The organism is Halorubrum saccharovorum DSM 1137, from assembly GCF_000337915.1.
In the GTDB taxonomy this organism is placed as follows: Archaea; Halobacteriota; Halobacteria; order Halobacteriales; family Haloferacaceae; genus Halorubrum; species Halorubrum saccharovorum.
Map to the genome: position 1 here is coordinate 1 of NZ_AOJE01000058.1, position 23,199 is coordinate 23,199.

The 23,199-nt window shown below is 70.1% G+C and carries 18 protein-coding genes; 5 read left to right on the top strand and 13 right to left on the bottom strand.

Annotated elements, in window-relative coordinates:
• Nucleotides 1-51 precede the first annotated feature (51 nt).
• The 6 genes from rad50 to C471_RS10730 all read right to left on the bottom strand — a co-directional run bounded on the left by rad50 (nucleotide 52) and on the right by C471_RS10730 (nucleotide 7,257).
• A complete protein-coding gene (rad50, locus tag C471_RS10705) occupies nucleotides 52-2,760 on the bottom strand; it encodes a DNA double-strand break repair ATPase Rad50 (protein ID WP_004048890.1) in 2,709 nt (902 codons plus the stop codon).
• The gene (gene mre11 / locus C471_RS10710) at nucleotides 2,757-4,049 is read right to left on the bottom strand and encodes a DNA double-strand break repair protein Mre11 (protein WP_004048892.1); all 1,293 of its coding nucleotides are present in this window, start codon (nucleotides 4,047-4,049) and stop codon (nucleotides 2,757-2,759) included. Before mre11 ends, rad50 begins: the two co-directional genes overlap by 4 nt.
• A gap of 65 nt (nucleotides 4,050-4,114) precedes the next feature.
• Nucleotides 4,115-4,426 (bottom strand): hypothetical protein, encoded by a 312-nt coding sequence (locus C471_RS10715; RefSeq protein ID WP_004048894.1) that lies wholly within the window; start codon nucleotides 4,424-4,426, stop codon nucleotides 4,115-4,117.
• Between the two features lie 115 nt (nucleotides 4,427-4,541).
• Nucleotides 4,542-4,805: a MarR family transcriptional regulator gene (locus C471_RS10720; protein ID WP_049909309.1), complete on the bottom strand. Its 264-nt coding sequence runs from the start codon at nucleotides 4,803-4,805 to the stop codon at nucleotides 4,542-4,544.
• 201 nt (nucleotides 4,806-5,006) lie between these two features.
• Nucleotides 5,007-5,816: an undecaprenyl-diphosphate phosphatase gene (locus C471_RS10725; RefSeq protein WP_004048896.1), complete on the bottom strand. Its 810-nt coding sequence runs from the start codon at nucleotides 5,814-5,816 to the stop codon at nucleotides 5,007-5,009.
• A 10-nt stretch (nucleotides 5,817-5,826) separates the two neighbouring features.
• Complete coding sequence (locus C471_RS10730) at nucleotides 5,827-7,257, bottom strand: sugar transferase (protein WP_004048897.1); 1,431 nt, start codon at nucleotides 7,255-7,257, stop codon at nucleotides 5,827-5,829.
• A gap of 337 nt (nucleotides 7,258-7,594) precedes the next feature.
• Between C471_RS10730 and C471_RS10735 the strand changes: the two genes are divergently transcribed.
• Genes C471_RS10735 through C471_RS10745 form a run of 3 tightly spaced genes read left to right on the top strand, consistent with a single transcriptional unit; the run spans nucleotide 7,595 to nucleotide 11,731 of the window.
• Entirely contained in the window at nucleotides 7,595-8,848 is a 1,254-nt protein-coding gene (locus C471_RS10735) for an extracellular solute-binding protein (protein WP_049909304.1), read from the top strand.
• A gap of 1 nt (nucleotide 8,849) precedes the next feature.
• Nucleotides 8,850-10,499, top strand: coding sequence for an ABC transporter permease (locus tag C471_RS10740; protein WP_004048899.1), 1,650 nt, complete (start codon nucleotides 8,850-8,852; stop codon nucleotides 10,497-10,499).
• Between the two features lie 59 nt (nucleotides 10,500-10,558).
• The gene (locus C471_RS10745; protein ID WP_004048901.1) at nucleotides 10,559-11,731 is read left to right on the top strand and encodes an ABC transporter ATP-binding protein; all 1,173 of its coding nucleotides are present in this window, start codon (nucleotides 10,559-10,561) and stop codon (nucleotides 11,729-11,731) included.
• Here C471_RS10745 and C471_RS10750 read toward each other — a convergent pair.
• From C471_RS10750 to C471_RS10770, 5 genes are all read right to left on the bottom strand, one after another.
• On the bottom strand, nucleotides 11,701-12,591 hold the full coding sequence (locus C471_RS10750; protein WP_004048904.1) for a glycosyltransferase: 891 nt from the start codon (nucleotides 12,589-12,591) through the stop codon (nucleotides 11,701-11,703). The genes C471_RS10745 and C471_RS10750 overlap by 31 nt on opposite strands.
• Entirely contained in the window at nucleotides 12,588-14,408 is a 1,821-nt protein-coding gene (locus C471_RS10755; RefSeq protein ID WP_004048906.1) for an asparagine synthase-related protein, read from the bottom strand. Before C471_RS10755 ends, C471_RS10750 begins: the two co-directional genes overlap by 4 nt.
• 2 nt (nucleotides 14,409-14,410) lie before the next feature.
• Nucleotides 14,411-15,769 carry a lysine N(6)-hydroxylase/L-ornithine N(5)-oxygenase family protein gene (locus tag C471_RS10760; RefSeq protein ID WP_004048907.1) on the bottom strand — a complete coding sequence of 453 codons (1,359 nt, stop codon included), beginning with the start codon at nucleotides 15,767-15,769 and terminating at the stop codon, nucleotides 14,411-14,413.
• On the bottom strand, nucleotides 15,766-16,350 hold the full coding sequence (locus C471_RS10765; RefSeq protein WP_004048908.1) for a GNAT family N-acetyltransferase: 585 nt from the start codon (nucleotides 16,348-16,350) through the stop codon (nucleotides 15,766-15,768). Before C471_RS10765 ends, C471_RS10760 begins: the two co-directional genes overlap by 4 nt.
• A 246-nt stretch (nucleotides 16,351-16,596) precedes the next feature.
• Nucleotides 16,597-17,709, bottom strand: a complete 1,113-nt coding sequence (locus C471_RS10770; RefSeq protein WP_004048910.1) for a DUF4330 family protein — start codon at nucleotides 17,707-17,709, stop codon at nucleotides 16,597-16,599.
• Between the two features lie 146 nt (nucleotides 17,710-17,855).
• Here C471_RS10770 and C471_RS10775 point away from each other — a divergent pair, with 146 nt between their 5' ends.
• On the top strand, nucleotides 17,856-19,661 hold the full coding sequence (locus C471_RS10775) for an ABC transporter ATP-binding protein (protein WP_004048911.1): 1,806 nt from the start codon (nucleotides 17,856-17,858) through the stop codon (nucleotides 19,659-19,661).
• Nucleotides 19,662-19,717: 56 nt separating this feature from the next.
• Here the strand turns inward: C471_RS10775 and C471_RS17170 are convergent, their stop codons facing one another.
• Nucleotides 19,718-20,953, bottom strand: a complete 1,236-nt coding sequence (locus C471_RS17170; RefSeq protein ID WP_152421896.1) for a glycosyltransferase family 4 protein — start codon at nucleotides 20,951-20,953, stop codon at nucleotides 19,718-19,720.
• 2 nt (nucleotides 20,954-20,955) lie between these two features.
• On the bottom strand, nucleotides 20,956-21,906 hold the full coding sequence (locus C471_RS10785; RefSeq protein WP_004048913.1) for a hypothetical protein: 951 nt from the start codon (nucleotides 21,904-21,906) through the stop codon (nucleotides 20,956-20,958).
• 80 nt (nucleotides 21,907-21,986) lie between these two features.
• Here C471_RS10785 and C471_RS10790 point away from each other — a divergent pair, with 80 nt between their 5' ends.
• A complete protein-coding gene (locus tag C471_RS10790; protein WP_004048914.1) occupies nucleotides 21,987-23,180 on the top strand; it encodes a glycosyltransferase family 4 protein in 1,194 nt (397 codons plus the stop codon).
• Nucleotides 23,181-23,199 lie beyond the last annotated feature (19 nt).

The following is a 23,199-nucleotide window of genomic DNA, read 5'->3' on the forward strand; positions in this document are numbered from 1 at the left end:
TCGCTTCGCAGTCGGACATTCATCGGCAAAAGCGACGGAGCGATCTACCGCTCAGTCGTCGGCGAGTTCGCCGATATCGAGCTCGTCAGCGTCGAGCGCGGCGGCGTCCTCCCGCCGCACCGTCGACCGGTTCGATCGCGGGTCCTTCTCTACCGTCACCAGCTCGTCGGCCGCGCCGACCAGCTCGTCGTCGTGGCTGACGATGAGGATCTGGCGCACGCCGAACCCGCGCATCTCCTCGACGAGCCGGACGAGCCGGGAGACGTGCCCGGAGTCGAGGAAGACGGTCGGCTCGTCGAGGATGAGCGGCGGCGTCGGCGCCGCGCCCTCGATCCCCTCCGAGAGCAGTCGGTAGATCGCACAGCGCAGCGAGAGGTTGAACAGGGCGCGCTCGCCGCCGGAGAGCTGCTCGGGGTCGAGCGGCTCCCCGTCCTTCTGGTAGACGGTGAGGACGTACTCGCCGTCCAGTTCGATATGCGAGTAGGCGTCGTTGCCGTAGACGAGCTCGAACGTCTCGTTCAGGGTGCGTTCCAGCTCGGCGACGTTGCGCTGCCGGAGCTCGGCCCGGAGGTCGCCGTACATCGCCTCCAGCTCGCTCGTCTCCTCGTGGAGCGCTTCGAGCGCGTCCACCCGCTCCGCGAGCGACTCGCGCTCTTCCCGGAGGTTCTCCAGCTCCCGTATCTCGCCCTTGACCCCGCCGATCGCGTTCTGGAGCTCTTCGCGCCGTTCGCCGAGCCGGTCGAGCTCGCCGGCGACCTGTTCGAGGTACTCCTCGGCCCGCTCCTTCTGCCCTCTCGCCTCCTCGACCGCGTCCTCGTCGACGGCGTCCGCGAGCTCGTCGCGCCGTTCGCGCTTGTCGGCGAGTCGGTCGCGCCGCTCGTCGTTCACCTCCTTCAGATTTTCGCGCTTCTCGCGGCGACGCCCGATCTCGTCTTCCGCGTCCGCGATCGCCGAGAGTCGCTCTTCGATCGCCGCCACCGCCTCCCGCGCGTCGTCGACCGTCGCGAGCGCGTCTTCGAGCTCCGCCACGCGCGCCGCGGCCGCCTCGGCCTCCTCGCGCTTCCGGGCGGCGACCTCGCGGGTCTCCTCGGCCTCCTCGCGGAGGTCGGCCGCCCGCTCGCGCTTCTCGTCCGCCGCCTCCCGCTTCCGCTCCGCCTCCGCCCGCTTCTCCTCGACTCGCTCGTCGAGCATCGAGGTCGTCTCGTCGATCTCGTCGAGCCGGTCCGCCGCGCTCGCGAGCTCGTTCAGCTCCGCGATCCGGTCGTCGAGGTCGCTCTCGCGCTCGCGGGCGTCCTCCAGCTCCGATTCCAGCTCGGCGACCCGCTCGCGGTCCTCTTCGACCCCGCTCGCGTGGGGGGAGTCCTCTACCGGCTGACCGCACTCGGGACACTTCCCCGCCGAGAGCAGCTCCTCGGCCTCCTCGACGCGCTCGCGGGCGTTCTTCAGCTCCGCCGACAGCTCCGCGCTCCGCTCGCGGACCTCGCCGCGACGCTCCTGCAGCCGCTCGCGCTCGTCGTCGACACCCTCGCGGTCGACCTCGGCGTCGGCGGCCGCGAACCGCTCGCGAAGCGTCTCGGCCTCCCCGCGGAGCTCCTCGATCGAGGACTCCCGCTCCTCGGCCTCGTCCGCGGCTGCTTCGGCCTCGTCGGCGAGGTCGTCGGCCTCCGACTTGACCTCCGCGGCGCGCTCGGCGCGATCGTCGGCCTTCTCGTCGAGACTCGTCGCCTGATTGCGGAGCGCCTCGGCGCTCACCCGCTCGTCGCCCAGTTCCTCACGGACCGCCTCCTCGCGGTCGTCGAGCTCGTCGCGGCGCTCGGCTATCGCCTCCTCGCTCGCCGCGCCGAGCCCGGCGTCGCCGAGCCGGTCGTCGATCTCGCTTTCGATCTCTCCGATCCGCTCGCGGGCCTCTTGGATCGCGTCGCGGTGCTCGTCGCGTTCGCGCTCGGCCTCGCGGATCGCGGCCTCGATCTCGTCGATCTCCGACTCGACCGCCTCCAGCTTCTCGCGCTTCTCCGCGTGGGTCGACAGCGTCTCGGCGGCGGCCTCCCGGGTCTCCTTCGCCTGCTCCCGTTGCGTCTCGTAGCGGCCGATCTCGTCGGTGACTTCTGAGAGGTCGCTTTCGAGCGCGTTGAGCCGATCGTGGAGTCCCTTCTCCTCCTTCTCCGCGATCTGGTCGTCGAGCTGGTCGAGTCGTCCGCGGCGGTTCTCCAGCACGTCCTCGACGCCGAGCCGCGCGTCGCCCGCGCGCTCGCGGTACTCCTCCAGTTTTCCCAACTGGAGCAGGTCGTCGATCGTGTCCTGGCGCTCGCGGGGCGTGGCGTTGATCAGCTTGTTCACCTCGCCCTGCCGGACGTACGCGCAGTTGACGAACGCCTCGGCGTCCATCCGGAGCAGCTCGGTGACGAACTCCCGCACCGCGCGGGCGCCGTCGCGGCTCACGTCGCTCCCGTCCGTCGCTTCGAGCGTGCACTGGTGGTCGATCCGGCCGTCGTACTCCTTGAGCCGTCGCTCGACGTGATAGGAGACGCCGTCGTGGGTGAACCACAGGTCGACCTCGGTCTCCTCCTCGCCGTTCGTGATCACGTCGCCGAGGGTGCCGTCGAGCGCCTTCGAGCCGTAGAGCGCGAAGAAGCAGGCCTCCAACAGCGAGGACTTTCCGCTGCCGTTGAGCCCGTGAATGACCGTGACGCCCTCGGTCAGCCGGAGGTCGGCGTCGCCGTACGGCTTGAAGTTCGCGAGTCGGACGCGGTCGAAGTTCACAGGTAATCCTCCATGGAGATCTGTCCGTCGGTCGGTTCGCCGTCGCCGGTCGGTTCGCCGTCGCCGGTCGGTTCGTCGGCCGGTTCGCCGTCGCCGGTCGGTTCGTCGTCGCCGGTCTCGCTGCTGTCGTCAGCCCCGCCGCTGTCTGATTCAGATCGGTCGAACGCGCCGAGGTCGTCGAGGTCGTCGATCCGCTCCTCGACCCGGCGTTTCACCGTCTCCCTGACGTTCGCGTCGGGGACCGTGTCGGCGCGGACCGCCTCCTCGACGTCGAGCGCGGCCTCGGAGAGCCCCATCTCCTCGACCCGCTCCCGGACGGCGTCCTCGGGGTCGGCGAAGCTCACGTCGACCTCGGCGTCCGTCTCCACCTCGCGGCGGTCGGTCACGCGGGCGATCAGCGCCCCCTGGTCGGTCGCGAACTCCTCGATCGCCGCGGGGGTAACCGGGTCGCCCTCGCCGGTCACGTCGACGAGGACGACGGCGTCGTCGAGGTCGTGCTGGCGGACTTTCTCGCGCACCCGCGCCGCGCCCTCGCCCTCGCGGAGGTCGGCCTCCACGAAGACGAACGGGCGGGTGTCGAGCGCGCGCCGCCGGATCTCCACGCGGTCGTCGCCGCCGGCGGCGTCGGCGTCGAAGGTCACGAGGTTGTACCCGCGCCCCTCGCGCTCGCTCGCGCTCGCGCGCTCGGTCGAGCCGGGATACGTGACCCACGTGCCGTCGACCTCGGCGACGTCGGGCGTGTGGTTGTCGCCGAGGAGCATCGCGTCGAACGCCACGTCGCTCTCCGCCAGCACTTCCCCCGTGTCCCAGTCCGCGTAGCCGAACGGCTCGAAGAGGCCGTGCGCGACGAGGGCGGCGTAGTCGGCGTCGTGGTCCGCGAACGCGTAGTCGAGGTCGTCGCGTCGCGAGACGGGGACGTGATCGAGCCCGTAGAAGGCGGTGTCGCCGACGACGGTGGGTTCGTCGCCGAGCCGGGTCGCGAGCCCCAACCGCTCGAACAGGTCGAGCCACTGGCCCCCCCGCGTCGACTCGTGGTTACCGACCACGGCGAGGAAGGGGATCCCGGCGTCGTCGAGCCTGCGGAGGACCGAGATCGTTCCCATCAGGTCGGGGAGCTCCGGCCGGCGGTCGTGGAAGAGGTCGCCGGCGTGGACCACCGCGTCGACCTCCCCCTCGATCGCGTCGTCGATCACGGCCGCGAACGCGTCGAGGAAGTCCTGGCGTCGGACCGGCGAGTGGTACTGCGCGTACCCCACGTGGGTGTCGCCGGTGTGGATCACCCGTGTCATCTGCCCGGCTCTTGGCCGGTATCGGGTTTAGGGGTTCCGGGGGCGGAGCGGAAGTGGTCCGAGGGTCACCGGCCGCTCTCGTCACCGGCATCGCCGGGCGGACGGGCGCCCCCGTCTGCCGCCTCGCGAAACCGACGGAACGCCGCGCGTGCGTCGCGCCCCCGCTCCGCGGCGTCCTCGTCGGCCGCGCGCTCGGCGGCCGCGATCGCCTCGTCGAGCCGGTCGAGTCCGTCCGCGTCGACGAACCCCGCGGCCCGCCGGAGGTCGGATCGCGCGGCCTCGGCCTCGTCGATCACGGCGACGGACGGCCGGGTCGCGGTGTCGGTTCGACGGGCCAGCGCGGAGAGCGCCCGCTTGACGGCGGCGGTCGAGACCATGGGCGGGCTGAGTCGCTATCGCTCATAAGACGTGGCCCCGAACGGGGAGAAGGCGGCGCTGCGGGACGGGAAAGGCGCTCCTGGGGAGCGGCGGGATCGGCTCCGGTCCGGACCTCTACAGCGACAGCGTGTACAGCCGCTTCCGGGCGTCGGAGAAGGAGAACCGAGAGTCGACGACTCCCTCCTCCTCCAGCCGCGAGAGCGCGTACCTGACCGTTCGGGGCGGAAGCAGGGTCTCCTCGGCGAGCTCGCTCTGCGTCAAGGTCTCGTTGTAATCGAGCACTTTCGCGACGAGCTTCGCGCTCGGCGGCAGATCCCGAACGTCGTTCCAGCGGTCCGTGGCGTTCTCCTCGGTGACGACAGCGTCGGTGGTGCTCATGTGTACCTCCTCCTCGTTCATGCTGGTAAATAATATTTACTATCAAGAATTATTACTGATGGGAATCTACTTGGGGTGGCTGCGGACGGTCGCGGCTCGCGTTTCGCTCGCGTTTCGCTCGCGCGGCGCCCGCCGCTCTCGGATCGAAGCATCGACCGATCGGTGTCGGACGAGAGGGTCCGTCCGGCAGACGGAGGTCCGCTACGCCGCCAGTAGCGCGCCCGTCAGCGACAGCGCGCCGAGACAGACACAGACGCCCCAGAACGGGAGTCTGTCGGCGGTTCGCAACAGCGCGCCGATCGTCGCGTAGCCCGTGGCGGCGGCCGCGCCGAGCGCGACCGCCGCGGCGAGCGCGCCGATACCGATCCCCGTGTCGACGTAGGCCAGCAGACCGCCGCCGACGGACGCCGGGATGGCCAGCAGAAACGAGAGCCGGAACGCCCGGTTCGGTTCGTGGCCTCGGAGGAGGAGGGTCCCGGCGGTCACGCCCGAGCGAGACACGCCCGGGAGGATCGCGAGCCCCTGGGCGACGCCGACCGCGACCGCGTCGACTCCGTCGGGCGTCGCCCGGCCGCCACCAACGTCGCGCACGGCGTACTGGAAGGCGCCCGTGAGCACGAGGAGCCCGCCGATCGCCGCGAGGAGACCGCCTCCGGCGGAGGCGGTGAAAAGGCCCGTCAGCGAGGCGTACGCGGCGAGCCCGACCACGCCGGACACCAGCGTTCCGACGGCGAGAAACGTCACCGACGCCAGCTCCTCGTCGAAGGCGCGGCTCGGACGCCATCTCGGCGTCACCGCGGCGAGCTCTCGGAGCTCCCCGTGGTAGTACACCGTCGCGGAGAGCGCGGTCCCGAGGTGGACGAACAGCGCGAACGCGACCACCCGTTCCGGGGTTCGCCCCAGCGCCGACAACAGCAGCGCGACGTTCCCCTCGCTCGAAACGGGGAGCCACTCGAGTACCCCCTGCGCGATCCCGACCGCGAGCCCGACGAGAATTCCCGAACCGTTCATCGGTGTCGGCTCATCGCCGGAGCCTGTCGGTGAAAAGCGAGACCAGGTCGCCGAACACCTGCCAGAGCTGGCGGACGATGATCTTGGCGTCGAAGCGCAGCGACTGCCGTCGGATGTACTGCAGGTCGCACTGGAGCTTCTCTCTCGGCGTCTCGCTCGACGCGTCGTTTATCTGTGCGAGCCCGGTCAGCCCCGGCTTCACGAACCACCGCTTCTGCCACGCTTGGCTCTCTTCGAGGAGCAGCTCCTCTTCTTCGGTCCACACCGCGCGCGGCCCGACGACGCTCATCCGACCCTGGAGGATCGACCACAGCTGCGGGATCTCGTCGAGATGGGTCCGTCTGAGGAGCCGCCCGACGCGGGTGATACGGCGCTCGTCCTCGCCGGGCGTCGCGGTCTCGCTTTCGGGGAACATGCTCCGGAACTTGTACACGGGGAAGGTGTCGCCGAACATCGCCGTCCGGTCCTGACGGTAGAAGACGGGTCCCCGGCTGTCGAGTTTGATGGCGACCGCGATCAGCGCGCCGAGCGGCGCGGTCGCGAGCAGCATCGTCCCGGCGAACCACACGTCGAAGAGGCGCTTGCCGAGCCGCTGCTGGAGCCCCCACGGTTCGAGGTCGATCTCGCAGAGCCCGGCTTCCGTTCCGACCCCGGCGTGTCGGTCGCTGAGAAGAACGCTCTCGTCGTGTTCGTCCGGAACCACCACGTCGACGCCGTGCCGGTGGCAGGCGGCGAGCACGCCGAAGAACTCGCCGCGGTCGGCCTCGGCCAACATCGGGATCACGGTGCCGACGTTGGAGCCCTCGAGGATCTCGTCGAGGCGCGAGAGCCCGCCCAGACAGTCGTAGTCCCCCACGTCGGGACCGATCGCTTTGTACCCGCCGTCGGTCCCGACGCGCTTCCCGTTCGCCGCGGTCGTGTGCGTCGAGGACGCGTATCCCACGACGGACTCGCTGGTGCGTTGGATCGCGGTCTCGATCCGCTCGGGCTCGTGTCCGATAACCAGCGCTCGGCCGTTTCCGTCGAGGTAGCGACGCTGGAGCGCGAGGAACCACACCGGCAGCGCCGCCCCAAGACCGATCGTCGCGAACAGGAGCGTCGGCTGCGCGAGCCGGTACGGGAACCCGAAGTAGCCGAGCGTCGCCAGCACGAGGACCGCAATCGCTAACGGCCGAAGCGTCCCCGTGATCGTATCGAGGACGCGTCGCGAGCGCGGCTTGTACAGCGGCTGCAGCGCGACGGCGATCACGAGGGTCGTCACGGCGAGCGTCGGCGTGAGAGCCGACACGGACGAGGCGGACGACGGGTCCCCGAGACGCAGCAGCCGAGCGACGCGCGTTTGCACCCACGGCGCGTTCCCCGCGACAACCGTCAGGACGGTCATCGCGACGGTTCCGACGAAGCCCAGAGACCGATACAGCTGCCCCGAGCGCATCGTCATGGCCGTCCGACCGCCACGGGTCGATTCGAACACGTCCGTTTCGCCCGAGCGGGTCCCGGACGCTCTCGGTGCGGATCGCGATCGGCTGTGCGTCGCATGATTGCTGAACGTTTTTAGGCTGACCTAAATCAAAAAGGTGTGGGTTTCGCGGCGGCGCGGCGACCGTCGCTCGCCGCGCTCTCGGCGAGGTTCCGCGCGATTTATTCGTGAACCGCCCGAACCCGACGACGTGATCTCGCCCTCGGCGGACCACCGTCCGCTGCTCGTCCACCGGCGTTCGTCTCCGTCGAAGGCGGCGAGGCATAAATGTTTTAGGCCAGCCAAAAAAGAGACTGGTATGGACGAGCATGACGGCAGCCGTGTGGAACGACGTTCTCAGCGCGCGCTTGGGCGACGTCGCGGGTTCCTCAAACACGTCGGTGCGGTTGCCGGAATCGCTGGAGTTGCGGGCTGTCTGAACGGGTCCGACGGGTCGAGCGGTTCCGACGGGTCGAGCGGTTCCGTCGGGTCGGGCGACTCGGCGTCGGTGCCCGAGCCGATGACCCACTCCGACGACGAGCTCTACAACATCAACGACTGGCGCGGTGACGGCCCGCAGGTCGGGGAGCGTCCGAGCGAGTACACCGGTCTCTCGGTGCTCGACCTTCCCGACCTCCGCGGAGAGATAACCGTGTACCTCGGCGGGGGCGAAGGCGGGCTCTACGAGGACGCGATGCAGCGCATCCAGAACCTCTATCGGGACTTCTCCGTCTATATTCGGCCGGCGTCCTCCTCGCAGTTGGCGAACACCATCATCGAGGAGGCCAACGCCGGACAGAGCCCCGCCGACGTCTTCTGGGCCATCGACGCCGGCTCCGTCGGCGTCGTCGCCGAGAACGGTGCGACCCTCACGCTCCCCGATCACGTCACGCAGTCGGTCCCGGACACGTATCACCCGACCGACGAATGGGTCGGTATCATGGGCCGCGCGCGCTCGATCCCGTTCAACACCGACCAGTTCGACGAGGCCGACATCCCCGACGCGGTCGCCGAGTTCCCCGAGCATCCCCCGTTCGAGGACGGCATGGGATGGGCTCCGACGTACGGCGCCTTCCAGGCGTTCGTCACCGCGATGCGGGAGCTCAACGGTCGGGAGGCGACGAAGCAGTGGCTGGAGGCGATGCAGGAACACGGCGTCGAAACGTACGGCAACGAGTTTCAGGTCGCCAACGCCGTCGCCAGCGGCGAGATCGCGGCCGGCTTCTCGAACCACTACTACTCGCGGCTGGTGTACGAGGAGCGCCCCGACGCCCCGATCGAGCTCGCCTTCACGGAGAACGACGCGGGCGCGCTCGTCAACTGCTCGGGGGCCGGGGTCATCCAGAACAGCTCAAACCCGGAGACGGCGGCGAACTTCATCCATCACCTCCTGTCTATCGAGGTTCAGGAGTTCCTCGGCACCCGCGGCTTCGGCTACCCGCTCGTTCCGAGCGTCCCGCCCATCGGGAACCTCCCGACCATCGACGAGCTCAACCCGCCGGACCTGGACCTGAGCACGCTCGCCAACGTCGAACCGACCCTCGACCTGCTCCGGGAGGTGGGCGCGCTGTAGGATGTCCGCGCTCGACCGACTCGGCGGACCGCTCGCTCGGCTCGGATCGTCGGACTCGGAGCTTCCGACGGGGCTCGTCCTGTTGAGCGGCGCCATCGCGGCGGCGGTGCTCTCGCCCATCGCGTGGCTCCTGTTCCGCGTCGTCAACGCCGAAACCGACGTCTCCCTGCTGACGCAGCCGACGACGCTGCTCACGAGTATCGGTCTCGTCGCGGTCGTCACGGGCGCGTCCGTCCTCCTCGGCGTCCCGCTGGCCTTCCTCACGGTCCGGACCGACCTCCCGTTCAGGCGCTTCTGGACCATCGCGGTCGCGCTGCCGCTCGTCATCCCCAGCTATCTCGGGGCCTTCACCTACATCTCCGCGTTCGGTCCCAGCGGCTACGTCGCCGACGCGCTCGCGGCCGTCGGCGTCGAGTCGATCCCGTCGATCTACGGCTTCTCCGGCACCGCGCTCGTGTTGACGCTGTACACGTTTCCGTACGTCTTCATCACCACGCGCGCGTCGCTGCTCTCCTTCGACGAGTCGCTGATCGAGGCCGCGCGGACGCTGCAGGTGTCGCGGCTGGAGGCGTTCCGGCGCGTGACGCTCCCGCAGCTCGTCCCCGGTATCGCGTCCGGGGCGCTGCTCGTCGCGCTGTACGCGCTCTCCGACTTCGGGACGCCGAACCTCCTCCGGCTCGAAGTGCTCACGCAGGCGATCTGGGTGGAGTTCAACGGCTTCGGCCGCGAGACGGCCGCGATGCTGTCGCTGCAGCTGCTCACCATCACGGCGGTCATCCTCGCGGTGCAGTCGCGCGTCGGCGACACGACGCAGGGCGCGTACGTCGGCACCCGCGCCGGCACGAGCGGCGACACGACGGTCTCGCTCGGCGCGTGGACGGCGCCGGCGCTCGCCTTCTGTAGCGCCGTCGTCACGATGTGTCTGGCCGTCCCGCTCGGCGTCCTGTTCGTCTGGTTCCGGCGGGGCGGATCGAGCATCGGCCGAACGCGGCTCGTGTTCGAGTGGTCGTACGCCACGAACTCCGTGCTCGTCTCAGTGGCCGCGGCGGTGGCGTGCGCCCTCGCGGCGATCCCCGTCGCGTACCTCGCCGCCCGACACCGCTCGACGGTGACGGAGATCATCGACCGCGCGACGTACGTCGGCTACGCGATGCCGGGCATCGTGCTGGGGCTCGCGTTGGTGTTCTTCGGCGTCGCCTACGGGTCGACGGTGAGCGACATCGCGTCGGTGGTGCCCGCCGCGAACTACCTCCCGACCCTCTACCAGACGCTCCCCCTCTTGATCTTCGCGTACGTCGTCCGCTTCCTGCCGCAGTCGGTCGGTGCGACCCGATCGTCGGCGATGCGGGTCGACCGGAACCTGACGGAGGCGGCCCGGCTGCTCGGCCGCTCGCCGCTCGCCGCCTTCCGGGAGGTGTCGCTGCCGCTCATCGCGCCCGGCGTGTTCGCGGGCGCGGCGCTCGTCTTCCTCACGACGATGAAGGAGCTTCCGGCGACGCTGCTGCTCCAGCCGACCGGCTTCGACACGCTCGTCACCTACATCTGGGCGATCCGCGAGTCCGGCAGCTACGGGGCGGCGGCGATCCCCGCCCTCGTCCTCATCGTCGTCTCCGGCCTCTCGATGGTCGTCATCCTCTCACAGGAGAAGTAACCATGTCACGAATGACCCCTACACACACCGACGAATCGGACGCGGAGACCGACGCCGCTATGGACGCGACAACTGACGCCGCCGTGGACGCGGAGACCGACACCGCTATGGACGCGACGACTGACGCCGCCGTGGACGCGGAGACCGGCCCCGCCCAGACCGACCCCGCGGCCGAGACGGTCCTCGATCTGGACGGCATCGCCAAGACCTACAGCGCCGAGAGCGCGGTCCAAGATCTCTCGATGTCGGTCGTCGACGGCGAGATCCTGGCGCTTCTCGGCCCCTCCGGCTGCGGGAAAACCACGACACTGCGGCTGATCGCCGGGCTCGAACGCACCGACGCCGGGACGATCGATCTCGACGGCCGGACGCTCGCCGACCCGGCGTCCGGGGTCTTCGTGCCGCCGGAGGAGCACAACATCGGACTGGTCTTCCAGGACTTCGCGCTGTTCCCGCACCTGACCGCCGCGGAGAACGTCGCCTTCGGGCTGTCTGACCGCCCCGAGAGCGAGCGCGACGAGCGCGTCGCGGAGCTGCTCGACCTCGTGGGGCTGACCGACCACGCCGACCACTACCCCGAAGAGCTCTCCGGCGGTCAGAAACAGCGGATCGCGCTGGCCCGTTCGCTCGCCCCCGAACCGGACGTACTGTTGCTCGACGAGCCGCTCTCGAACCTCGACATCCGGCTCCGGGTCTCGATGCGCGAGGAGATCCGCGACATCATCAAGGCGACCGGCGTCACGGCCGTCTGGGTCACTCACGACCAGGAGGAGGCGCTCTCGGTCGCCGACCGCGTCGGCGTCATGAACGACGGCCGCCTCCAGCAGATCGGTTCGCCGGAGTCCATCTTCGAGCGGCCGGCCTCGCGGTTCGTCGCCACCTTCCTCGGGCAGGCGAGCTTCCTCTCGGCCCGCGTCGCCGGCGACTCGCTAGTGACGGACCTGGGTCGCATCGACGCCGATCGCTGCGCCGGCCTCGACGCGCCCGAGGGGTCGACCGTCGACGTCCTCGTCCGTCCGGACGACCTGCGGGCGGCGCCCACGGACGGAGCCGGAGACGGCCGCATCGTCCGCCGGCAGTATCAGGGTCCCGCCTTCGTCTACCGCGTCGAACTCTCCGACGGCAACACGGTCCACTGTCTCCACAACCACACCGAGAACTTCGAGGTCGGCGAGCCGGTGACCGTGGAGATCGCCGCCGATCACTCGCTCTCCTGGTACCCGTCCGAGTGAGGAACCGCCGCCCGGCGCTGTCGCAGCGACCCCGCCGTCCGCGCCCACTTCTGCATGCACGCGAAGATGAACCACAGAACGAGCTCGTGTCGTCGTTCGGGGACCCGTTCGAGCGACTCGCGGAACCGGAGCGGGTGAACCGGTAGCGCGTTCCGCGGGTCCGCGAGCGGTCGCACGTCGAACCGGTCGCCGTGGTAGCGGCGGAGCTGCTCGCGCCCCCGACCGATCCGGCGGTTCTGCGAGAGCACGTCGCCGAGCGTCGCGCGAGCCGGATGGTACAGCGTGATGTCCGGCTCGTACGTCAGATCGAAGCCCGCCTCGTGCGCTCGGCGGCCGAACTCCAGGTCGCCGTTCGAGACCAATCGCGCGTCGAAGTCGCCGATCGCGTCGAGCAGCCGCCGGCTGACCGCGAGACAACAGGTCGGCGCGAAGCGGTTCTCTCGGACGTACTTCTCGATGGGAAACCCGCTCGCGCGCCGGTAGCGCGCCACCGTCCCGTCGCCGGCGACGAGCTCGACCCGACAGCCCATGTAGTCGCGTTCCGCCATCGCCCGCTCGACGGCGCCGACGTAGTCTTCCTCGACCCACATGTCGGCGTCGACGAAGCCGATCACGTCGCCCGAGGCGGCGGCGATCCCCGCGTTGCGCGCGGCGTAAGAACTCTGCACCTCGTCTTCGACGACGTGTCGGACCCGCTCGCGCTCCGCGAACCGCCGCGCGACGGCGCGAGTCTCGTCCGTCGAGCCGTTGTCGGCGATGACGACCTCGTAGTCCGTCGCGCGCTGGTCGAGCAGCGACTCGACGGTCGTCTCTAACCCCTCCGGATCGTTGTACACCGGGACGACGACGCTCGTCGTCATCGGTCGACGAGCCGCCGCGTAAGCGGCATTTCGAGGACGGTCACCAGCCGATACAGCTCCTCGCCGACGTTCGCCTCGCGGTCGCGGTGGCGCCGGTACATCCGCTCGGTCACGTCCCGGTCAAGGGGGGACAGCGCGCGGATCGTCTCCTCGTTCGCCGCGATGGCGTCCCCCACGAAGTCGCTGTTGCGGACGACCTCGTTTTTGTCCTGCCAGGGACCCTCGGTCCGGTAGGACGCCGGCCCGAGCTCGTCGAGCTGGTTCGACACCCGCTTGCCGACGGCGTGGGCCGCCTTCGGATACGACATCGGGAGCCGCGAGGAGGCGTGCGGGATCCGGCCGAGCGAGTCGTCGAACGACGCCACGGCCCGCTGGACCACGTCGTGACGCAGGCGGTGCGCGAGCGGCATCGAGAGGTGCAGATCGATCAGCCGCCGGTCGAGAAACGGGTTCCGCGTCGGCGCGACTTGGAGCGCGCTGAACAGGTCGAATCCGATTCCGTTCGTGATCGGGAACAGCGACGTGTGGAGGCTCAGCTGCTGGATCGACTCGTAGCCGACGCCGTGGAACGCGACGCCGTCCGACCCGGCCGCGGTGTTTTCGGCCAGTATCTCCCGATAGGCGGGCCCGGTCAGGTACGACGGCTGGCGGGTCTCGCCCGACGCCACCCGCCGGTCGAGGAACCCGTCCACGTCCGGCACTCGGTCGACGAACGGCGGATACAGCTCCACGCCCGCCGGCAGCTGCACCGTCCGCTGCGGGACGCTCCACGCGCCGAACAGGTCGTCGCTGTACAGCCCCGTCAGGAGCGTGTCGACACCGCTGGCGATCTCCTCGGCGAACCCGAGCGTGTGACCGGTGTGGAACGGGCCGACGAACTCCTGTATCGGCGCGGCCCGTTCGAGCAGCGTGGCGTGGTACCCCGGACCGCGGTCGAGCCGCTCGAACCGGGCGCCGCCGGCTTCCGCCGCTCGGCGCGCGGTCCGGGCCTCCCGGTTCTCGCCGTCGGCGAGGTGGTACGCCGCGAGGTCGGCGTCGGCGGCCGCGAGAACCGCCCGGGAGTCGCTCCCGCCGCTCATCAACAGCCCGTAGTCGCGGCCGTCGTCGGTCCGATCGGCGACGGCCTTCGCGAACCGCTCTCTGAACTCCCGAGCGAAGTACGACGCGGGCTTGTCGACCGGCCGGTAGCGCGGCGTCCAGTACCGCTCGCGGGTCGTCTCTCCCGAGTCGAGGTCGCGGGTGAGCACCGTCGCCGGCGGCAGTTGCGTGACGCCCGTCACCGGCGTCTTCGTTCCGAAGACCCGCCGCGCGTAGAGGTACTCCGAGAGGTACGCGTCGTCGAACCCGAACGAGACGCCCGGCGGCTCCGGCACGGTCTGGACGTTCGTCGAGAACGCCAGCCGGTCGTCGCCGGCCGCGAGGTACAGCGGTCGCGCGCCCAGCCGGTCGACGAAGAGGGCGGCGGTTCCGGCGCTCGGGTCGTAGACGCAGCCGACGAACTCACCGTCCAGCCGGTCGACGAAGTCGAGTCCGTGGGCGGCGTGCTCGGCGGCACAGACCGCGGCCGTTCGCCGCGGGTCGACCGACCGCCGGCCGTCGTCGTCGTCGACGCTGTACACCTCGCCCCAGACCCACACGAGCGCGCCGTCGGGCCCCTCGACCGGCTGGTCGACCGTCGAGCCGTCGTGGAACGCCGTCCGGACCGCGATGTCCGCGTCTCGGTAGGTCCCCGTCGTCTCGCCGCCGGCGACCGTTTCCGGGACCGTCCGAAGGTCGCCCGCGGGGTCGCCCCCCACGACGCCCGTGAACCCGACCATCGCTAGTCGGGGCTCGGCGCTTCGGTCGTCTCTCCGGGCCGTCGGGCCCCGCGTTCGCGGACGAAGTCGTCGACCGAGAACTGTTGGAACGTCTCGGCGGGCGCGGCGTCGTACACCGGTTCGCCGACCAGTCGATTGACGATGACGGCGTTTCGGTGCGGGCCGAGCCCGAGGTCCGGCGCGTTGATGCCGTGGGTGTGAAGCTCCGCGTTCTGGACGAATATCTCGCCGTCGAGCGCCGTTCGGAGCCGGAAATCCTCCGTGATCGAGAGTCGCCCGGCGTCGTCGCGCGCCAGTTCCGGTTCGAGGGGCGCGAGGAACGGTGGATCCTCCCGCTCGTACCCCGTCGCCAGCACGACCGCGTCGCTCGCGTGGACGAACGCCTCGTCCTCCTCGCGCTGTTCACAGAGCAGCTGGTGGCCGGGCTCGCCCTCGATGTCGCCGATGTCGACGACCTCCGTCGCGGCCAGCAGGCCGACGTCCACGTCCGCGCCGCCGATGGACTGCTCGTACAGCTGGTCGTAGATCTCCGCGCTCGTGGCGGGATCGATCCCCTTGTACACCAGGTCCTGCTCGGCGAGCAGCTCGTCTTTCGTCTCCTGTGACAGCCCGTAGAAGTACTCGGTGTACTCCGGGGTGTACACCATGTGACCGAGCTTCCCGTCGACCATCTGGAAGAAGCCGGGCGAGCGCGTGATCCAGTCGAGGCCGTAGCCGTTCTCGGGACGGCGTTCGAGCAGGTCGCGGAACACCTCCGCGGCGCTCTGCCCGGACCCGACGACGGTGACCGAGTCCGCCTCCAGACAGCGGTCGCGTCGGCCGAGGTACGACGCCGAGTGGAACACGCTCCCGCCGAGGGCGTCCGACAGCTCCTCGGGGACGTGCGGCTTCGTGCCGATGCCCATCACCACGTTCTCCGCGGTGTAGCGGTCGCGCTCGCCGGTGGCCGGATTGACGGTCTCGACGGTGAAGACGCCGTCCGATTCGTCGACGTCGGTGACGCGGCGGTCGAACCGGAGCGTCGACAGCGAGTCGGCGACCCACCGGCAATACTCGTTGTACTCCCGCCGCGGGATGAAGAACTCCTCGTAGAAGTAGAAGTCGTACAGCCGGTTCGCCTCGCTGAGGTAGTTGAGGTAGCTGTGGGGGTTCGTCGGGTCGACCATCGTGACGAGGTCCGCGAGGAACGGGACCTCGAGCGTCGTCCCCCGGATGAGGGTGTCCTCGTGCCAGTTGAACTCGGGGTTCTGTTCGAGGAACCGCACGTCGAGGTCCGCCGGCGCGCCGTCGAGCAGCGCCGCCAGCCCGAGGTTGAACGGGCCGAGGCCGATACCGAGGAGATCGTACTCGGCGTCGGTCATGCGTTCCCTTCGAAGCGCGCCCGGTCACAGAACATCAGCAGCCCGGTCTTGTCCGGCAGATCGACCTCCCGCTGGGGCTCGAAGCCGCACTGCTCGAAGACGTGGATCACCGTCTCGTTGCGGGCGTCCGGCTCGACGACGACGCGGTCGGTCTCGGAGTGCTGGAACAGGAACGTCAGCATGGCGGACACCAGCGGCGCGGCGTAGCCGCGGCCCAGGTACTCCGGCGGCCCGATAAGCAAGTGGAATCCCCGGTCCGCCGGGCCCGCGTCGTAGTACTCGCCGATCCGGTCGTCGGCCGCCCAGTAGGCCTCCCAGTAGCTCATCGGCGTGTGATCGAGCGACCCGATGTAGAGGGTCTGGTTCGGGTTCGCGGCCCGCTCGCGGATCGTCTCGTGGACCTGCGGAAGCGGGTCGTTCTGCTCCCAGTACGGGAGCACGTGGTCGCTGTTGAGCCACGTGTGGAGGCGGCCGAGGTCCCGGTCGGGGTCGACCTCCCGGAAGCCGACGTGTTTCCCGATCGAGTCGTCGACGGCGGAGAAGCTGTACGGATCGCGGACCGCCTGCTGGTGGCCCTTCATGGTCCTGTCGAGCGGGACGGCGGTCGGTCGTGGTCGCGCTCTTCCACCGCGTCTCGGCTCCCCCCGAAACTGCCCGAACGCGCCCGTCTCGTCGTTCTACTCACGCGTGATCACTCTCTTGAGTCGTATTGTTTAGGCTGGCCTTAAAATTATTCCCATCCACCGTTTCGGCGGTACGGCTTTCGAGCGGTCGGTTCGCGGAGATCGACGGTCCGACGCCTCCCCCGTCGGAACGGCGGGTGATCGCTACTCGCCGAGGTCGGTGACCGTCCCGTCGACCGTCACGGTTTCGAGGCGCAGCGTGAGGTCCGTCCCGGCGCGGAGCGACCGTCCGTGGAACCGGAGGCCGTCGGCGGTCCGTCGCGTCCGGAGGTCGACCGTGAGCGTCACGTCGACGTCGCGGGGGTGCTCGCGCTCGTAGATGTTCCCGTCGTCGCTCGTGAGCACGACGGCGGCGGGCGCGGTCCGCCTGTCGGTGACGGTTGCGGTGACGGTGTCGCCGCGCCGCTCGACCGCTCCGGTGCGAACGTCGTCGGCGACATCGGGGTCGACACCGCGGAGCGTGACCGTCGCCGTCGTCGTGACGGGCTCGCCGGCCGGCGAACTGTTCCCCCAGCGGGTCACGTTCCCGGCGAAGGCGTATCGGGAGGTGCCGAACTCGATCGATTCGGCCAGCTTGACCTCCGTGCCGCCGAAGTAGGTCCCGCCGGAGCGGTTCACGGTGTGGAGCGTGAGGCCGACGAGGTCGGTCCGAGTCGACTCGTTTCCGACCGGCGGGAACGCCGTCTCCTCGACCGTCGCCACCCGCCGGCCGTCGAGCCGGAAGGCGTCGCCGACGCTGATCGCGTCCCGGGTCGCCGCCGGGAGGCTCGTTTCGACGACGACCGGGAGGGTGCCGGTGTCGAGCGACGCGCCGGACTCGGCCAGCGCCAGCACGGTCCCGTCGACGTCGTACGTCGGCGTCGTGACCGCGAGCCGATCGCCGCGCCGAACCGGGTCGCCCCCGTACTCGAACGCCCGTTCACCGGCGGCGTCGGCGGGAGTCAGCGTCCCGTTGACGCGAACGCGGGCGACGACGGTGACGTTGTCTCCCGCCCCCGGTCCGACGTACACGTCGGTGACGACGACGTCGCCGTCGCGGGACGCGTCGCCCGCTGAGAGCTGCGACGCGACCGCCGGCGACCGGTCGCCGAGGTCGACGGTCGCGTACCTGGACTCCGGGGTCCCGCGATCGCCGGTGAGCGACACGAGGACCATCCCGCCGGCCGCGAAGAGGAGGAGCGCCGCGACCGCGACCACCGCGGCGTCGATGACGTTGACGCGGCCGAACAGCCGTCCCCGCTCGTCGATGAGGCTCACGGGATCGCCCTCGCCGTTCGTCGGTTGGTGGCGGTCTCCATCGTTCGAGTCAACTAACCACGATTCCGAGAGCCCCGACTAATGCGTTTCGTATATGGATGCGCTTATAATCGCCGGCGGCTCTCCACCGAAGTACGCAATCGGTAATGCCGGACCCTGACCCCCCCTCGGCCTCGAGACGACAGAAGCTGGAAGCGATCGCGAGCGTCGCCCGTTACAACCCGCGTCTCACCGGCGGGATAATCGCGCTCGGAACGCTCGCGGCCGTTCTCGAAGGGATCGGGCTGAGTTTCATCCTCCCTATCATCCAACTGGTCCAGTCGGGTTCCGGAGGCGCCGCCGGCGGTATCGCCGAGGCGTTCGCGAGCGTCTACCGGTTCGTCGGCGTTCCGCTGACGCTCGGTACCGCGGTGGCCGGCGTCGCCGTCGTCATGACCGTCCGGTTCACGGCCAGTTTCTTCGTCGCGTGGCTGCGGGAGGCGCTGCGGACCTACTACATCCGCGACCTCCAGATGACGGCGTTCTCGAACGCCTTCGACGCGCGCATCTCGTACTTCGACGAGGAGGGGTCGGACGACGTGTTGAACGCCATCATCACGCAGACGTTCTACGCCGGGCGCGTCATCGAGAACTTCGTCCTCTTCTTCGAGCAGTCGCTGCTCGCGCTCGCGTACGGGCTCACCGCGCTCGTCATCTCGCCGGTGCTGACCGTCGTCACCGCCGTCACGCTCGGCGGCGCGACCCTCCTCTCCCGCAGCATGGTCGACTCCGGATACGACGTGGGCGAGCGGGTCGCGGACGCCAACGAGCAGCGCCAGTCGGCCGCGCAGGCGGGCACGCAGGGGATGCGCGACATCCGCATCTTCGGTATCGGCGACGAGCTCTTCTCGGAGTTCAGCGACGCCGTAGAGCAGTACACCCGCTCCCGGATCCGGCTCCGGCGGAACGAGGCGCTGATCACGAACTTCTACCAGCTCGTCGTCGCGGTCTCGATATTCGCGCTGATCTACCTCTCGCTCACGGTCGCCGACCTGAGCCTCGGCCACCTCGGGCTCTTCCTCGTCGCGACGTTCCGACTGGGCCCGAAAGCGAGCCGCGCGAACGAGCTCGTCTACCAGATCGAGAAGGACCTCCCGCACCTCGTCCGGACCCGAGAGTTCACCGCCGAACTGTCGAGCAACACCGAGCCCGAGGGGGGCTCGGAGCCGGTTCCGGACGCCGTCGAGACGCTGGTCGCCGAGGACCTGGCGTTCTCCTACGACGGGGAGACGCCGGTGCTCCGCGGCATCGACTTCGAGGCCGAGGCGGGCGAGTCCGTCGCGTTCGTCGGCCAGTCGGGGGCGGGGAAATCCACCGTCGTCTCGCTGCTCTCGCGCATGTACGAGCCGACGGGCGGCGAGATCCGAGCGAACGGGACGCCGATCCGCGAGATGGACATCGACGAGTGGCGCGAGCACGTCGCCGTCGTCAGGCAGGACCCGTTCGTGTTCGACGACACGCTCCGGTACAACCTCACCATCGGCAACCGCGACGTCGACGAGGCCGAGCTCGACCGCATCTGTCGCATCGCCCGCGTCGACGAGTTCATCGACGACCTGCCCGACGGGTACGAGACCCGGGTCGGCGACGACGGCGTCAGGCTGTCGGGCGGGCAGCGTCAGCGCGTCGCCCTCGCGCGCGCCCTGCTCGACGCCGACGCCGACGTTCTCGTGTTGGACGAGGCGACGAGCGACCTCGACTCCAACCTCGAACGGGAGGTCCAGCGGGCCATCGAGGCGATGAGCCACGAGTACATCGTCGTCACCATCGCACACCGGCTCTCGACGGTGAAAAACGCCGATCGCATCTACACGCTGGAAGACGGTCGCATCTCGGAGGCCGGCGATCACGCCGAACTGATCGAGCGGGACGGGACCTACGCGGACCTGTACGGGATCCAGACGAGCCGGTAGCCCAGGTGAGCCGGTAGCGCGGTCGCGTTCGGCCCCGACCGCACTCTGCTCGCCGATCAGCCGTCGAGGCACCGCTCGTACAGCCGCTCGAACTGCGGTACGACGGTGCTCGGGCGGTAGGCGTCCACCGTCTCTTTCGCGCGTTCGGAGAGCGTCGGCAGGTCGTCGCCCGCGGTGAGCGCGCCGATGGTCTCGACGAACTCCTCGACGGAGCCGTCGGTGACACGGCCGCCGTCCCCGACGATGTCGGCCACGCTCCCCACGTCGCTGGCGACGACCGGGGTCCCCGTCGCGAGCGCTTCGAGGAACACCCGGCCGAACGGCTCGTCCCACTGCCCGGGATAGACGAAGCAGTCGTGGTCGGCGAACAGCGCCGGGAGGTCGGCGTTGGGCACCCATCCCGTGAACGCGACGGCCGATCCGACCCCCTCCCGCTCGGCGGCGGCCGCCAACTGCGACTGCTTCCCGCCGTCGCCGACGACGGTCAGTCGGAAGTCGGCCTCGTGGCGGCGGTTCAGCGCCGCGAGAATCGGAATCAGTCGGTCGACGCCCTTGTGCTCAGCGAGCGCGCCGACGTACAGCAGGTCGTACGGGGGCCGGAAGTCGCTCTCGTGGGGACGGTCGAACCGGTCGTCGAGGAGGTTCGGAATCACGGCGAGCCGGTCCGCCGGAAAGCCGAAGTCGGCGTACGTCGACTTCAGGTGCGGCGAGAGCGCGTGATAGCCGTCGATCCGATCGGCGACCGCCTCCCCCCGTCGGACGAGTTCCAGGTAGCCGAGTCGGCTCGCCGCCCGGTACGGCGCGCTGTACTCGTCGTGCCCGCCGCTCGTCGCGACCGTGCAGGCGGCGCACTTCGCGAGGCCGTTCGACGCACACGCCTCTCGGTCCATGTACCGGAGGTCGTTTTTCGGGCAGACGGCGCCGTAGGCGTTGAGCGTCACGACCGTGGCCGCGTCGGTGTCGGCGACGGCCTCGCCGAGCGCCGGCATCGCGTTCATCACGTAGCTGTGGACCACGTCGTACGCGCCGAACTCCGCGGCCCGGTCGCGGATCGCGTCGTTCAGCTGGAACCCCGTGTGGTACGGGTAGCCGGAGCGGTCGAGCGAGCGGAGCTCGATCGCCGGATCGACCGCGGCGTCCTCCGGGGGGCGTTCCCGGCAGTACACGGTCACGTCGTGGCCCCGATCGGCCAGTTCGGAGACGATGCGAGTGGCGCTGTGGGTCGCGCCCGTCCCCTCGCTTTCCGGGTGACTCGGGTGGATAAACGCGATCGCGAGCGACTCGCCGGTCATCGTCACTCCGCGTACCCGAGGTCGCGCAGCCGTTCGGCGACGACGCTCTCGTCGGCCTCGCCGGAGCCGTCGGCATCGTCGGCCTCGTTGTCCTGACTGTCGGGTGCCCCGTGGGTGACGGTTCGGCGCGGACCGGACTCGTGGACCAGCCACGGCACCTCGACGAGCTCGTCCGTGTAGACGCCCCGCGGGTGCCCCCACTCGCGGAACGGGATGGGGAACGACCGCTCCCCGACCATGTTCCCGTGGTCGGCCGTCACGACGGTCCGGCCGTCGAGCGACTCCACCAGCGACTCGACGTGCGGGAGGGCGCGGTCCAGGTTCTCGGCGTAGAGCCGCCAGATCTCCTCGCGGTCGACATCGAGGCGTCCCGTGAGAAGCCGATTCCAGACGTTCTCGCCGTCGCCCGCGCCGTCGAGATGCCCCTCGTCGAAGGTCGTTCCCGACCCGACGAACGGGTAGTGCGGCTGCATGTAGTGGACGACCAGCCGCTTGTTCGGGTGCTCCTCGGCCGCCCGCTTCGCGTAGGTCGTCACCGTCTCGGGGAGGACGGTGCCGTGGTCGTCGTCCCACCCGTCCTCGCGCCAGACGTCGACGACCTCGTGGAAGTCGGGCCGAATCGACTCCCGGTGCTGTGAGAGCTGCGGGTTCGCCGTCACGTACACCGTGTCGGTGAGGTCCCGCCCGGCGACGTTCGCGCGGAGGAACTCCACGGTAGTCGAGCCGCGCGAGCGCCGGCGTTCGAGCCGGCCGGGGAGGTCGCTCCGCCGTTCGAACACGTCGTAGCGGCAGGCGTCCAGCACGACGAGCGCGTCCCAGTCGGCCTCGAAGACGGCGATCCCGTCGGGGTTGTGCGGGCGCAGACCGAGGCGGCGGTGGAACTGGCGGTTGCACCCGCGCAGGAACAACACCGGGTTCGTCAGGGCGCGAGCGAGTCGGGCGCGCGTCTCCATGTGTTCGGCGTCGTCGGGGGACCGGATTGAGCCTTTCGCTGGAAGGCAAGACCTTACTGCCGACGCGCGGTCGACCCGATATGCACCTGTTGGCGGCGACGAACAACCTCTTCCCCGACCCCGAGGCGACCGGCTCGGGACGGTACAGCTACGAGGTGGGCCGCCGGCTCGTCGACCGCGGTCACCGCGTCTCCGTCGTCACGAGGCGCCGCGGCGACGCGCCCCGACGGGAGACTGTCGCCGGGATGGACGTCTACCGATACGGGGCGTCGATCCCGCGGCTCCCGGCCACGCTCAGAGAGATCCGTCGGCACGTCGAGGCCGTCGAGGCCGAAGCGCCGGTCGACGCCGTGGGATTTCACGGCGCGTTGAGCTCCCTCGGCGTCGACCGCGCCGTCTCCCCCGCGGTCCCGCGGACGTACACGGTTCACGGGCTCTGGGGCGTGGAGTACGACATCCGAGCCTCCGGCGGCGCGCTCGCGGCCCCGTGGCACCGACTCAACCGGTGGCTCCGCCACCGCGTCGAGGCGCGCACCGTCTCGCACAGCGATCGGGTCGTCGTCTTGAGCGAGTACATGCGCGACCGGGTCGACCGCCACCACGACGCGACGCCGCCGTGTACGGTCATTCCCGGCGGCGCCGACACGGCGCGGTTCGCTCCGAGCGCGGCGACGGCGGACCGGTTCCCGACCGCGGGACCGAACTTCCTGACGGTCCGGCGGCTGACGCCCCGGATGGGGATCGAGACGCTGCTCGACGCGTTCGCGGCCGTCGTCGAGGACGCGCCGGACGCGCACCTCTACGTCGGCGGCGACGGCCACCTCCGGGAGTCGCTCGTCGCCCGCGCCGAGCGGCTCGGCGTCGCGTCTTCGGTGACGTTCCTCGGCTACGTCCCCGAGGACGACCTGCCGGCGACGTACGCCAGCGCGGACGTGTTCGTCCTCCCGACGCTGGAGCTGGAGGGGTTCGGGCTCGCGACGCTCGAAGCGCTGGCCGCGGGGACGCCGGTCGTCGGGACCCGCGCCGGCGCGACTCCGGAGATCCTCGGCGACCTCGACGGCGACCCGGCGATCCCCGAGTCGCTCCTCGTCCCGCCGGGCGACGCCGACGCGCTCGCGACGCGGCTGTCGGCGTGGGGGCGGCTGTCGCCCGCCGAGCGCGCGGCGGCCGGCGACGCGTGTCGCGCGTACGTCGAGCGGGCCGGCTACACGTGGGAGGCGGTCACCGACCGCGTGGCGGCGCTGTTCGAGCGGCTCGCCGCGGACGAAACGTGAACAGTTATCCTCGCGGCGG